Consider the following 14,309-nt stretch of genomic DNA (forward strand, 5'->3'; position numbering starts at 1 on the left):
CGAAATAGCTGTTTCAAAGTTGAGACATTGTTATGATTTAACCTCAGATTATGAGAAAACTATTTACCCTTGGTGCTATTCTAATAACCGGACTTCTTTTTGCACAAGAAAGAGAAAAGCCGCTGGTTTTACATTTGAAAATTAGTGATGTAATAGATCCACGTACCAATAGGTACTCTGAGCTTGGACTGGAAAAAGCTGAAGAGTTAAATGCGGATTACATAATTCTGGAGTTAGACACTTATGGAGGAGCGCTCAACGATGCTGACGATATCCGCACGAGAATTCTGAATTATGAAAAGCCAATTTTTGCATATATCAACAAAGACGCTGCATCAGCAGGTGCATTAATATCCATTGCATGTGATAGCATTTACATGGCAAAAGGGTCAAGTATTGGTGCTGCTACTGTCGTTACACAGGATGGAGCTGCAGCTCCGGATAAGTATCAATCCTACATGCGATCGATCATGCGATCAACCGCGGAAGCCAAGGGTCGCAACCCAAGAATGGCAGAAGCTATGGTGGATGAAGACATTGATCTGGACAGCATTGCTACTGAAGGAAAAATCCTTACTTTATCTACCTCAGAGGCTATCAAATACGGATTCTGCGAAGCTGAGGTCAACAGCATTGATGACATCATGAACCGCGCAGGAGTCGAAGATTATGACATACAGGAGTTCCAACTTGGTGCAACAGAAAAAATTATTTCTTTATTTCTAAATCCTTTTGTTAGTGGAATCTTGATACTGATAATTATCGGTGGCATCTATTTTGAGCTACAGACTCCAGGAGTGGGATTTCCAATATTGGCTTCTTTGATTGCTGTCATCTTATACTTTGTTCCCAACTATTTAAATGGGTTGGCCGAAAATTGGGAGATTATCATGTTCGTTGTTGGAATTCTTCTAATTGCTTTAGAAGTTTTCGTAATACCTGGGTTTGGTTTACCAGGCATTCTGGGACTTATTTGTACAATTGGAGCACTGGTACTAGTGATGCTCAACAATGATGTATTTGATTTCTCATTTGTTGGCGGTGATCAGATATTCATTTCCGTTATCACCGTAATAGCGGGAATGTTAGGTGCTATTGTTGTAATGTTCTTTGGTGGTGCGCGATTGCTAAATAGTAACGTATTTAAGCGAATTGCATTGCAAGATGTACAAGACACTGAGCAGGGATTCACCTCTACTTTCTATAAAGAAAAATCACTCATTGGTAAGAAGGGTAAGGCTTACACCCGATTAAGACCAAGTGGAAGAATAGAAATTGATGGTGAAATATACGATGCATTTACACGAGGAAATTTCATTGATGAAGGGGTTAAGATCGAGGTGATTTCTGATGAAGGTACCAGCCTGAAAGTAAAAGAGGCATGAAATTATTCCCAACACTGATTTGGACTTTTACTATCCTGGCTTTCGTTTTTCTTTTCTTTTCTTTGAGAACTACAACCAATGAGCTGCTTTACAGCATAATTGCGCTGGTATTATGGGGTGCGGCATTTCTATTGAATAAGTATAAACCAAGTGAAAAAGAGAAGGAAAAATAGCAGGTGTCTGAACTGCGAAGAGCCTCTAGATAGAAAGGCGAATTATTGTCCAAATTGCGGTCAGGAAAACACAGATAACCACGTAAGTATTGGGCTTCTATTTCGAGAGTTCACTGCTAACTTCTTTTCGCTGGACTCTCGCTTTGCAAGAACATTCAAACCTTTTTTATTTTTTCCTGGAAAGGTTACTAATGCTTTTATAAATGGAAAAAGAGTTAAATATGCCAATCCCATAAGGTGGTACCTGGTTATCAGTATTTTTCACTTTTTTTTCATGGCTAAAGTCTTTTCTCCCACAGTTAAGGACAAAAAGGATCGTGTGATGGGCAATGAGGAAAAAGCACCTTTAACGGCAATGCAGTTTGACAGCCTGCTGACTTTACCTGACACTACTTCCAACGACGACTGGCCATTATCAAAACCTCATCGAAGACTTGTAGATCATTTGATTGAGAACACCAATTTAACTTCTGAGGAAATCTTGGATACGATTCAGATGGATACATTAAGTACTACAGATTATTTCGTCAGAAACCAATTCATAAAGATTGGCCAGGAATCCAAGGCGTCATTTCTGAATTATATTCTGAGGCAAATACCAATAATCATCTTTTTTATCCTTCCGGTATATGCCCTACTTCTGAAGCTCTTTTTTTGGAGAAAGGGACTTTATATCAAACACCTTATTCACTCTCTACATCTTCATGCATTCTACTTTTTTATAACCGGATGGGTATGGGTATTTGCTCTGCTTATCGAAGATTTTGAAGATTGGGGACTCAATATTGCCGTGCTTATTACATTCATCTATGCTGTCATAAGCTTTAAAAGGGTTTATAAAATCAAAATGCGCTGGTGCATCTTTAGAGCCTTGTGCATCGGATTTATTTACACCATCGCATTGGGTATGGTTTTAGGTGTAGGAATTTTGATTTCGCTGGCACTCATCTGATTTTAATAGGAATGAATTAAGCGATGGATTTTAGGTACCCCTCAAAGGAACTTACAATCTGATCAATTTCTTTATCCCCAATACTCGCAGAAATAAATAGTGATTCAAACTGTGAGGGAGCTAAATACACGCCACTGTTGAGCATGTGCCGGAAATATTTGCCAAAGGCTTCCGTATCACAGGATTTTGCAGTTTCGAAATCTGTCACCTTCTTTTCTGTAAAGAATAAACTGATCATGCTACCTATCTGATTCATTGTATAATGCTTCTTATACTTATCTAAAGCTTTCCGATAGCCTTTCATAATCTTTTTGGTAGTATCCTCAAGCTTATCATAAACCTCCGGATGATCATTCAAGTAACTAAGTTGTGCATACCCTGCTGCCATAGCTACTGGGTTACCTGACAGTGTCCCTGCCTGATAAACAGGGCCCTGTGGCGACACATAGTCCATAATGTCCTTTCTCCCGCCATAAGCTCCTACCGGCATACCGGCACCAATGATCTTACCCAATGTAGTCAGATCAGGTCGTACGCCGAAGACCTCTTGTGCTCCGCCTTTTGAAAGGCGAAAGCCGGTCATGACTTCATCAAAAATCAGAATGATCCCTTCTTCGTCGCAGAGAGATCTCAGTCCTTCCAAAAATCCTGCTTTAGGAAGAACACATCCCATATTGCCTGCAACCGGCTCGACAATTATAGCTGCCACTTCCCCTTTGTTTGAGGCGATGACTTCTTTTACTTTTTCTATATCATTAAAAGGCGCCAAAAGGGTGTCTTTAGCTGTACCTTCAGTGACTCCAGGACTATCCGGTGTACCCATTGTCATGGCTCCACTACCCGCAGCTATCAGAAACGAATCCCCATGCCCATGATAGCACCCTTCAAATTTTAATACTTTGTCTTTTTTGGTAAATCCGCGAGCAAGTCGAATTGCAGACATGGTCGCTTCGGTACCGGAGTTTACCATTCTTACTTTTTCAATAGAGGGAACCATTTCGGTAATTAATTCAGCCAACTCTACTTCCATTCTGCTGGGAGCTCCAAATGAAGGTGAACCAATTACTGCTTTAAAGATGGCCTCCTCAATGTCCTTATTTGCATGGCCGAGAATCATAGGCCCCCAACTATTGATTAGATCAATGTAGGAATTGCCATCCTCGTCGTACATGTATGCACCCTCTGCCTTGCCAAAAAAAATGGGGTCACCCCCTACTGCCTTAAACGCCCGAACTGGAGAGTTGACGCCTCCCGGAATAACGTCTTGTGCTCGATCGAAAAGTTCTTTACTCGTTGCTATCTTCATTTGTTCTTTCAACCGCTTGTTCGCTATTTTGGTTTTGTAGAGTTAGGTTTCTTAATGTTGTAATGGGAACTACCTGGTTGTCTTTGTATGGACCATACTTCATCCCGTTCATGATATATCCGGAGTGAAAGTCACCAGTCTGTAATCCACGCTGGAAATACTTTCCATGCTTTTTAAGCAGGTATCCAAGATGCATGATTAGTTCATATCCATGAATGTGATATTCATTTGGGTCTTTTCCAATCTTTTCAATAAACCGCTCTTTAATACGTGCAAAATCGTCACTCTCTATGGAATAATAAGAAGGGCTTAAGAAGTCTACTTGTAAACGTTCCAACTGAGGATAAGAAACAAGTGAGAAATCAAGCCATTCTTTATACCCAATTAGCCCAATACTGTCGCTCCTAACCTCCACCATACTGATAAAATTATTGGCAAGCAGGTTGCTGGCTGTTGCCGCAAAAATATGGCCTATACTATCCTGCTGAACCTTAAATTTTACTTCATACGACTCGATCACATTTTCGCCTTTATAATCACGTATGATACGTCCGGTTTTTTCATTTCTAAGACTCCTGGTTCTTACTATCCTTCCGGGAAGTAAGGAAATTGAGTCTATTTCAGCTTGCGAAAACATGGTATCCAACCTAACTTCATATTGCTCAGTAAAATCTTTTTGAATTTGCTGAGCATCTTCATTCGTCAATCGATCGAACCGAACGACAAAAAAACTATCTCTTTCAATGGTTTCTAAATAGGATTGAGCGACTAAACTATCGCGATCTGTTTCATAGAAAATGAACAGCTTCTTATTCGCCGTAAATTTCTTCGCAGCAAACTTTGCAGCTTCTCTACCTTGTGTTCTGTAGGAAGGCTTAAACAGGTATGAATATGGATTGTCACCAATGATTTCCGAATTGGATGAGAGCGGATTGATCATGGTGATTTTGTTCTCTCGAGAGTACGTATTTATGTACTTACTTGGATCCGGATAAAGCGGTCCAATAATAACATCCGCATTGTCGAGTTTTTTATCCTTAATTAACTGATAGGTATCTGCTCCTTTTTTTTGTGTGTCAAAGGGAAAAAGATTTAGTTTGATTCGATCCTCTTCTAACGTTTCTTCTGCCAGCTTCATTCCTTGATACAGATCGAATATGATCGAATTGCGAATGACAGTTTGTGGAGCCTCTAAGGACTCGAATATAAATGGCAAAACAACCGCAACTGCGTATTCATCTTTCTTTATCCGTGGTAAGCTTTGATCAGCACCGATTTCTAAATCAAATTTTTCCGACAACTCAATAAGCATGAGCTGATCTCTTTCATCATATGGTTGGCTGTTTATTGCATTCGCATAGTACTGAGCGATGTATCGATTGTTTGGATTCAAAGCATAGGCAGAATCCAAACCTCCAACAGACATTTCTGAAAGAAATGAATGGATTAACGCATCTCTTACGTTCTCTGGTAATTTTTCAGCATTTCTAAATGCGTTCCAAAGCTTGTTTTGTTTAAAAGCTGTGTAGATCAACCAATAGACAACTTCCGATTGCTTATCCCAATCCGGATATTTCACCTGAATCTGCTTCCACATATCCTCTGCCACTTTAGGTTGTCCAAGGTTAAGTGCAGACAGAGCATAATAGAATGAAGCATAAGCTCCAAAAACCTGATCATCACTTAATGACTGAAATGATTGCTTTGCTACCTGATAATTGCCTAGCGTGAACTGTCGTTTAGCTTCCAGGTATTCTCCCTGATTGGATTGCGAAAACACAAAAAGAGCGGATACGATAAGTGCGCTAAATATGGTTAATCTCACTGGTTTCTTATTTGGATTCAAAGCTAACGATTATTCCCACTCAATGGTAGCCGGAGGCTTTGAGCTAATGTCATATACGACACGATTAACTCCCTTTACCTGATTGATAATGGTATTAGAAATCCTACCTAGAAATTCATAAGGTAGATGTACCCAGTCAGCAGTCATTCCATCCAAACTGGCTACCGCTCTTAGTGCAACAACATTTTCATAGGTTCTTTCGTCACCCATAACACCGACCGATTGAACAGGCAACAACATCGCTCCGGCCTGCCAGACTTCATCATACAAGCCATCTTCTTTAAGTCCGTTAATGAAAATAGCATCAACCTCCTGTAAGATTCTTACCTTCTCTGCGGTGATATCACTTAAAATTCGTATGCCTAAGCCCGGACCTGGAAATGGGTGTCTACCTAGAATAAAGTCAGGTATTTCTAATGTTTTACCAACATTTCTCACCTCATCTTTAAAAAGGGTATTCAATGGTTCAACTACCTTCAAATTCATTTTTGCAGGAAGGCCTCCCACATTATGATGAGATTTTATGGTCACAGATGGTCCATTTACCGACACAGATTCGATTACATCCGGATAAATGGTTCCTTGACCTAACCACTTTACGTCTTTGATATTCTTTGCTTCTTCATCAAATACCTCAATAAATACCCGACCTATAATCTTTCTTTTACCCTCAGGATCGCTCTCCCCTTTTAACTCATCATAAAATCTCGATTTCGCATCAACCCCTTTTACATTTAAGCCCAGGCCTTCGTAAGATTTAAGAACACCTTCGAATTCATCTTTTCTTAATAAGCCATTATCCACGAAAATGCAATAAAGATTCTTTCCGATTGCCTGATGAATAAGCATCGCGGCAACAGAAGAGTCTACACCTCCAGATAATCCTAAAACAACTTTATCGTTACCTAATTGCTTTTTTAGGTTTTCAACTGTTTCTTCAACAAAGATATCAGGTGTCCAATCTTGAGAGGCACTACATATGTGAACAACAAAATTTCTAAGGACTACTTTGCCCTGAGTGCTGTGCGTTACTTCCGGATGGAATTGAATACCATAGACTTCTTTATCCTTGATTTTATAGGCTGCTACTGGAATGGAGTCTGTCGCAGAAATCAACTGGAACTCATCAGGTAAGTCAGTAATGGTGTCCCCGTGAGACATCCAGACCTGACTCCCAATTTCCACTTCCTTCAACAGATCAAAATGTGTATCTACAGTTTTAAGATTTGCTCTACCATACTCCCTATGATTCGATTTCGCCACCGTACCTCCATTTTTTTGAACAAGTAACTGGGCTCCATAGCAAATACCCAATACCGGTAAATCCCCCAGGACATCCATATCCATATCCGGCGAACCTTCATCCAGAACAGAACAAGGTCCCCCGGATAGAATCACTCCCTTTATATCCGGAGTAATCTCGAATTTGCTGAAAGGGTGGATTTCGCAATAAACATTAAGCTCACGAACTCTTCTGGCAATTAGCTGCGTATACTGAGACCCAAAATCAAGTATTAGGATTTTATCTTGCATGCGCGCAAAATTACAGGCTTCAACTGATTTCAGCAGGGTCAATGATGCATGAAAATTCTATAAAGAAACAATCAATTTGACTTTGGAATAATTTTGGTTTAATACCTTCACATATTCGAATGAATCTAAATGTATGAATAAACTACTTTTTGGTCTCGTATTACTCATTTCTTCAATTAGCTCCGCACAGGAAACACCCAAGCTGGTTGTTGGAATTGTGGTAGATCAAATGCGATATGACTACCTATCACGCTATTATGATGATTTTGGAGAAGGTGGATTTAAAAGATTAGTCGACAATGGGTTTCTATTTAGAAATGCACATTACAACTACATTCCTACCAAAACAGGCCCTGGTCACGCATCCATCTATACGGGCACAACTCCATCAAGACATGGAGTTATTGGAAATGACTGGTTTATTCCCTCCATCAATCGAAATATAAATTGCGTAGAGGATACAACAGCAGCTGTAGTAGGTGGCATTTCAAATGGATCCGTATCTCCACGCAATGTTAGATCGACCACCATCACTGACGAGCTGAGGCTATTCTACAATTTCAAGTCGAGGGTAGTTGGGGTTTCTTTGAAGGACCGTGGAGCTGTAATTCCAGCTGGTCACAATCCTACCGGAGCTTATTGGTATGACCTTCAGAGTGGCAATATGATAACCAGTACTTATTTCGCAAAAGAATTGCCAGATTGGGTAAAAAAATACAATCAAGAAAAGCGCCCTGACTATTTTCTATCTCAAACATGGTCACTCCTAAAAGATGAAGCGATCTACAATGAGAGCATTGAAGATGAAAACCCTTATGAGCAAGAAATCCGGAAAGGAATGGGCGTTTCATTTCCCTATGATTTGTCAAAGATTAAAAATGATCCCTCGCTCTTGAAATACACACCTTTCACTAATACCATGATAAAGGAGGTAGGTATAGAAGCAATTAAAGGAGAAAATCTCGGTCAGGATGCAATACCTGATTTTCTGACACTCAGTTTTTCTGCTACCGATGATTTAGGTCACAAATTTGGTCCTAGATCAATGGAAGTACAGGACACTTACTTGCGGCTTGATCAGGAAATAAGCGAACTGCTCAAGTTTTTGGATGAAACAGTCGGTGAAGATTCTTATACCGTATTTCTTACAGCTGATCATGGAGCCACCGATGTGCCTGCATACATGTATAAGAATAAGATGCCTGCCGGCTATCATAATAATGGTTACCTAAAATCCACCATTGCAGAAGAGTTGAGCAAAACCTATGGTGAGGATAAATGGGTTAGCTCTATCATCAATGAGCAGGTATACTTAAATCAGAAGTTGATTTTGGAAAAAGATCTTAACCTGAAGGAAATCAAGGAAAAAGTCATTCAGATTTTACTCAAAGAAGATTACATATATGAAGCCTTTGACGCTGAATTGGTTGCACAAAGGATGTTTACCGATCCGATATTACTAAAGCTCCAAAATGGATACGATAACAAGCGGTCTGGCGATATTTTATACATTTTATCTTCGAGCAATTTAAATGATTCATGGGGGAGGCAAGGTACAGATCATCGAACGCCTTATACCTACGACACGCACATACCTGTCATTTTTTATGGCGCTGGTGTAAGAAATGGGTCGACTACACGACCTGTTTCAATTACCGATATTGCCCCGACCTTATCAATGCTCCTAAATATCGCTTTACCTAGCTCAGCAACTGGTCAGCCACTGAAAGAAATTTTTGAATAACTATTCCACATTAGATCAGTATACTTGAAGGATGAGAAAACTCTGTATTCTATTTTTTGTTGCTTCTTCAGCATTGATTGCTCAGCCTGTTAAAATTGCTAAACTTAAATACGATGGAGGTGGAGATTGGTATGCAAATAAAACCGCGCTTCCAAATCTGATTGATTTCTGCAACAGACAAATAAATACAAATCTGGCAGTTTCAGAAGATGTGGTTGAGGTTGGAAGTCCTGATCTGTTCCTGTATCCTTATGTCTACATGACCGGACATGGAAATGTAGTTTTTAATAATGCTCAGGCAGAAAACCTTAGAAACTACCTTACCTCAGGTGGATTCCTTCACATCGACGATAATTATGGGCTTGATCAATTTATACGTATTGAAATGAAGAAAGTATTTCCAGAGCTTGAGTTTATTGAAATCCCTTTTGATCATCCCATATATCATCAGAAATTTGAGTTCAGTAATGGATTACCAAAAATCCATCAACATGATGGACGTCCAGCAAAAGGATACGGAATCATTTATGAAGGAAGATTAGTTTGCTTCTATTCTTACGAGTCTGACTTGGGTAATGGCTGGGAGGACCAATCTGTTTACAATGACCCACAAGAAATACGCCTGGAAGCACTAAAAATGGGGGCAAATATTATCTCTTATGCTTTCACTTCCTCATTATAAAAAATGTAAACCCCAATCATCCAAACTGGAATCATGGGGTTATACCTACCTGAAGAATTTAGGACTTTTAGTTTCTGTTTCCTCGTGGCTGAACGGTTCTTGTAAACGTCTCACCATTTAATGTGATAGTAACTTCATTATCACAATCTCCGTCCCCGTAATTTATCACTGCTACATTGTCTCCAAATGTAATTTGCTTGATGCCTGATACAGGGATAAATACTCTATTTGCACGGCAAGCTCGTTTGAACACTAACTTCTCAAGAATTTCCACTTCATAGCGCACATCTTCTCTGTTAGATCCACTCGCCTCACCCTCCACATGAAATTCATCATTTAGAGGATTATTTGCCCTGATCCATGTTTTCGTATGATCAGCGTCTCTAGTGGCAGAGGTGCCATCTGGGAAGGAAAGCTTTCCTCCTTCTAGTAAAATATTGAAGGTTGGATTGTCATCAATACTCTCAGAGATATTCGTCAATGTTCGCACGCCTTCGATTTGAACCTCATCAATAAAGAAGTCTTCAAGGGTAACGATTCTAAACGCGCCAGGCACAAGTTTTCTGTCATTGTATTCAATGATAATCTTACCTTTTACAACTCTACCTCCTCTGATTTCGCATCCGTCACCATAATCAATTGTGATGATTTTGTTTTCTTGATCGTGGGTTACATCTGCACATTCAAGTACGGTATCTCTCTCAACCCTTCCGGATGCATCAGCAAATTCAACACCGGCTTCAACTATTAGGTCTACATCTTCGTAATTTGATTCAAGCGCTGCTTCAGAGTCTGCATCCAATTCAGTAATTAAATCAGGAGTCAGAGCTTCGTCCTCGTCACTACATGAGCTAAAGATCATGACAGTCAGGAGCATTGGGATAAATAATAACTTTTTCATAATTGTGTATTTCGTTTTGTTTCTAATCGATTTGCTGCTTTGACAAGACCTTTATTGAATGGTTTAATCGAAAAGAATTTTTTTTTTAAATAAGTGTTTCTTGATTCTGTATTATTGTAACAGCATATAATGCAATCGCTATGCTTACACTACGTCGTTTATTTGTTCTTCTTATTGCCAGTATGATTTCATATCAATCTTATTCACAAGGTTGTAGTGATGCTGGTTTTTGCACGATGGGTGCAATGAAGCCGGATCAGAATTATAGTAAAAGAATTGCCATAAAGCTCAGGTCAATAGAATTCAATTACTATAAAGGAACCAGCCTTTTAACTGCAGTAATTCAAGCCGCCACAGTTGATTTTAATCTCGGAATCAATGACTTTAGCGCAATTCAAATCAAGGTTCCCTACATGTGGGTATCTGGAAATTTAGGGGAAACTGCAGGTCTCGGAGATATTTCATTAAGTTATACCAGACTCTTAAAAACCCATAATGGATGGTCTATAAATGGAACATTAGGTGCCAAAATTCCATCAGGAGATTCCAACGAAACAGTGAATAATGAACATACTGGTGGAATGGACGCTCCTATTCACATGTATTATCAGCCCAGTCTTGGATCTTTTGATGCAGTTGCTGGAATATCTGCTTTGAGTGGAAAGTGGCTTTTTGCTACGGGCATTCAAATAGCCCTCACTGAAAATAACAATCAATTTACCTGGGCAGGTTTTCCTAACTATCCAGATCCCGAATATTTGCAAAGTCATGATAGAGGCATTGAACTAAAGCGAGGAATTGACGTGATGCTTCGTGTAGAAAGAAACTGGAGGTTCACCAATTTTAATTTTTCTCTTGGAGCCCTGCCGATATACAGAATCACTAAAGATGAAGCGATTCTTCCTGGAACAGATGAACGCAGCAAACTTCCAAATACAACTGGCCTGGCACTATCTGTATTGGGTAGCTTTGGATATCACTTTGATGTTAATAATAGTATTAAGATCATTCAGGGCATTAAATTAGTAGATCGAGATTTTAACCCTGACGGACTCACACGTGATGATGTATTGAGTATTAGCTATGTGTATAAATTTTAACATGCGTATTCTTACCACAGCAGCTCTTTCCATTGTATTTCTAACCAGTGCTGCTCAGGAAGTACAACTAAATGAAGCGGAATCATTTTATCAAAACAGACAATTTTTAGAGGCATATAATAAGTATCAGGAAGCAGGAGATATCCTCTTTGAAAATGGGCAATACCCGGAATATGTTGACTCACATATAAAAATGATTAATTGCCGGCTGGAAGCTGGTGATCCATTTCATGCTAAAAGCCTGGCCGAAAATACGCTTGCATTTATCAACAATGAGATAACGAGCGAGGATATTCTGAGAGCCCGATGTTTGACTATACTTGGCCTTAGTAACCTAAACCTGGGTCATAATGATGATGCCCTGGAAAATCTACTGGAAGCAGAGGAAAATTTCACCGAGCAAGATTCTGAAGCTCGAGCAAATTGCCTGGATGCGTTAGGCCAGGTTTATAACAACAATGAGAACAGGCAGCTAGCAACTCAGTATTTAGAGCAGGCCTTTAAAATGAGACGAAAGATATTTGGCCCACAATCCATTGAGGTCGCGAATTCATATAACAATCTCGGTCAGGTCTTTCTAAAAAGCGATCCACTTCAAGCGATCATCTATTTCAACAGAGCAAAAGCCATCTTTGAAAAAGAGCTTGGAAATGATAGCAGACGATCACTTAGAGCCAGTTTGAACATCGCTTTTGCGAATATTGAGCAGGAAGAATTTGATGAGGCTTTGAGCATCCTAAATGAAGTACGACTGATTTACGGAGCTACTTACCAAGGAGATCATCCAAATAAAGCCTATATCCAAAGCATTATTGGACGTGTGCATTTAGAAAAAGAAGAATATGAAAAAGCACTTCTTAATCAAAAAGAGGCACTACAGATATATATCAGTCTGTTTGGTGAAAAGCATCCTGATGTTGCAAACACCTATTACCTGATTGGTGAGATATACAAAGCAAAGGCAGAATTTAAAACCTCGGTAGAGTTTTATCAGCAAGCGATTTATGCCAACCTTCCAGAACAATCATTTACAGACCTTTATGATTTACCTACACTTGAGAACTACTTCAATGGAGATATTTTATTAAGGACGCTACAAGCAAAAGCAATAGGTCTAGAGGCGTTTCATTTCGAAAAGTCATTAAATGTTAAAGACATAGTCGGTGCTATTGATACATACAAAAAGTGCGATGATCTGATTACAACAATTCGTAGAAATAGGCTGAACGAGCAAGACAAACTGAGATTAGGTCAAATTGCAAAAGAGGTTTACGAGAACGGCATCCAATTATCCTTGATTTTAAGTGAGCAAAGCTTCAACAAGAAAAAGCACCTGCAAACAGCTTTTGATTTTTGCGAGCGTAGTAAGTCCTCAGTTTTACTGGAAGCAATTACGGAATCAAAAGCTAAAAAATTCGCAGGTATTCCGGAAGAACAAATCCAACTTGAGGACAGCCTGAAAGATGAAATATCCTTTCTGGAACAACAGCTGGCTCAGCAAGAAAATGCCGGGAATCAGGAAATGAAGGATCTGTTGTTTTCGTATCAAAACACGTACAGATCCTTTATAAGCGATCTGGAAGTAAACTATCCGGAGTATTATAAGCTTAAGTATGATAATGCAATTGCTTCGATTGCATCAGTACAAGAACATCTGACTCAAGGGGCAGCCATGCTTTCTTATTTTCTAGGTGAAGATGACGTGTATACTTTCATTGTCACTAAAAAGGGAGTAAGCGCAACTCGAAAAGCCAAAAGTGAAGATTTTGAAAAACTCACATCTGGATTAAGAAACGCAATCAAGTACAACAGTAAAAGCGCTTTTTACAAAACAGCTAAATCGCTCTATTCACTACTTATCCCGGAGCTCCCATCATCTATTAACGAATTAGTCATTCTCCCGGATGGTGTGCTCGGCACACTCCCATTTGAAGCCTTTATAGATCCTGATGACGAATCTGAAAACTTCCGGGAAACGAAATTTTTAATCAAAAAATATCACGTTTCATATGATTATTCAGCAACACTATTCAATGAACGTATCAGTGATGAAGAGCAAATAAATCCTGAAATTCTATTGATAGCTCCGATTTCTTTTGAGACAAATGAACTGAAAATGTCTGCTCTTCCTGGTTCTGAGAAGGAAATAGATGAAATCAGGTATCTATTCATGGGTAGCGATTGTGGAACCAAAGTCTGTATAGGTAGTGAAGCAAGTGAATCAAACTTTAAAAAAGAGAACCTTGGAAAATATAGATACCTTCATTTTGCTACTCATGGGTTTGTAAATGAGTCCGAGCCGGCACTTTCACGTATATTCTTAAAACCTGGAGAGGAAGAAGACGGAAGCTTGTACACAGGTGAAATCTATAATCTAAATATTGATGCCGACCTGGTTACCCTTTCGGCCTGTGAAACAGGGCTGGGTAAAGTCGCAAAAGGAGAAGGTATTGTTGGACTAAGTCGCGCATTGCAGTACGCAGGTGCGAATAACATCATAGTATCACTTTGGCAGGTAGCAGATGCAAGCACAGCCCAAATGATGATCGAGTTCTACAAATACAACCTCAACAATGAACATCACGGGTACAATGCAGCATTGAGACAAGCAAAACTCTCATTATTGAATACCGATGAATACTCAAGACCATACTTCTGGGCTCCTTTCATTTTGGTAGGAATGTAAA

The 14,309-nt window shown here is 39.4% G+C and carries 11 protein-coding genes and 1 pseudogene; 8 read left to right on the plus strand and 4 right to left on the minus strand.

What is annotated here, in order from left to right; all coding sequences use genetic code 11:
• The first annotated feature begins 50 nt into the window (after positions 1 to 50).
• The 4 genes and pseudogenes from ACO05G_RS11340 (at position 51) to ACO05G_RS11355 (ending at position 2,510) form a co-directional block, all read left to right on the plus strand.
• Complete coding sequence (locus tag ACO05G_RS11340; protein ID WP_421762883.1) at positions 51 to 1,385, plus strand: NfeD family protein; 1,335 nt, start codon at positions 51 to 53, stop codon at positions 1,383 to 1,385.
• Positions 1,382 to 1,558 carry a hypothetical protein gene (locus ACO05G_RS11345; RefSeq protein ID WP_421762884.1) on the plus strand — a complete coding sequence of 59 codons (177 nt, stop codon included), beginning with the start codon at positions 1,382 to 1,384 and terminating at the stop codon, positions 1,556 to 1,558. The genes ACO05G_RS11340 and ACO05G_RS11345 overlap by 4 nt, the downstream gene beginning before the upstream one ends.
• Positions 1,536 to 1,814, plus strand: a pseudogene (locus ACO05G_RS11350) (DUF3667 domain-containing protein); the annotation flags it as partial. The gene ACO05G_RS11345 and the pseudogene ACO05G_RS11350, both read left to right, overlap by 23 nt.
• Before the next feature lie 18 nt (positions 1,815 to 1,832).
• On the plus strand, positions 1,833 to 2,510 hold the full coding sequence (locus tag ACO05G_RS11355) for a hypothetical protein (protein ID WP_421765726.1): 678 nt from the start codon (positions 1,833 to 1,835) through the stop codon (positions 2,508 to 2,510).
• A 16-nt stretch (positions 2,511 to 2,526) separates the two neighbouring features.
• Here the strand turns inward: ACO05G_RS11355 and hemL are convergent, their stop codons facing one another.
• From hemL to guaA, 3 genes are read right to left on the minus strand one after another with little or no spacing between them, the layout of a single operon-like run.
• Positions 2,527 to 3,816: a glutamate-1-semialdehyde 2,1-aminomutase gene (gene hemL / locus ACO05G_RS11360; protein ID WP_421762885.1), complete on the minus strand. Its 1,290-nt coding sequence runs from the start codon at positions 3,814 to 3,816 to the stop codon at positions 2,527 to 2,529.
• Positions 3,797 to 5,641, minus strand: coding sequence for a hypothetical protein (locus ACO05G_RS11365; RefSeq protein WP_421762886.1), 1,845 nt, complete (start codon positions 5,639 to 5,641; stop codon positions 3,797 to 3,799). Before ACO05G_RS11365 ends, hemL begins: the two co-directional genes overlap by 20 nt.
• Positions 5,642 to 5,671: 30 nt before the next feature.
• Positions 5,672 to 7,195, minus strand: coding sequence for a glutamine-hydrolyzing GMP synthase (guaA, locus tag ACO05G_RS11370; protein ID WP_421762887.1), 1,524 nt, complete (start codon positions 7,193 to 7,195; stop codon positions 5,672 to 5,674).
• Between the two features lie 133 nt (positions 7,196 to 7,328).
• On the opposite strand from guaA, the gene pafA reads away from it, so the two are divergent.
• Both pafA and ACO05G_RS11380 read left to right on the plus strand, forming a co-directional pair.
• The gene (gene pafA / locus ACO05G_RS11375) at positions 7,329 to 8,939 is read left to right on the plus strand and encodes an alkaline phosphatase PafA (RefSeq protein WP_421762888.1); all 1,611 of its coding nucleotides are present in this window, start codon (positions 7,329 to 7,331) and stop codon (positions 8,937 to 8,939) included.
• A gap of 31 nt (positions 8,940 to 8,970) precedes the next feature.
• Positions 8,971 to 9,621 carry a DUF4159 domain-containing protein gene (locus ACO05G_RS11380; RefSeq protein WP_421762889.1) on the plus strand — a complete coding sequence of 217 codons (651 nt, stop codon included), beginning with the start codon at positions 8,971 to 8,973 and terminating at the stop codon, positions 9,619 to 9,621.
• 67 nt (positions 9,622 to 9,688) lie between these two features.
• On the opposite strand, the gene ACO05G_RS11385 is transcribed toward ACO05G_RS11380, so the two are convergent.
• Positions 9,689 to 10,522 carry a hypothetical protein gene (locus ACO05G_RS11385; protein ID WP_421762890.1) on the minus strand — a complete coding sequence of 278 codons (834 nt, stop codon included), beginning with the start codon at positions 10,520 to 10,522 and terminating at the stop codon, positions 9,689 to 9,691.
• Between the two features lie 140 nt (positions 10,523 to 10,662).
• Between ACO05G_RS11385 and ACO05G_RS11390 the strand changes: the two genes are divergently transcribed.
• Positions 10,663 to 11,622 carry a hypothetical protein gene (locus tag ACO05G_RS11390; protein WP_421762891.1) on the plus strand — a complete coding sequence of 320 codons (960 nt, stop codon included), beginning with the start codon at positions 10,663 to 10,665 and terminating at the stop codon, positions 11,620 to 11,622.
• 1 nt (position 11,623) lies between these two features.
• A complete protein-coding gene (locus tag ACO05G_RS11395; RefSeq protein ID WP_421762892.1) occupies positions 11,624 to 14,308 on the plus strand; it encodes a CHAT domain-containing protein in 2,685 nt (894 codons plus the stop codon).
• The last annotated feature ends 1 nt before the right edge of the window (position 14,309 follow it).

Origin of the sequence: Ekhidna sp., from assembly GCF_965227465.1 — a bacterium.
Taxonomy (GTDB): Bacteria; Bacteroidota; Bacteroidia; order Cytophagales; family Cyclobacteriaceae; genus Ekhidna.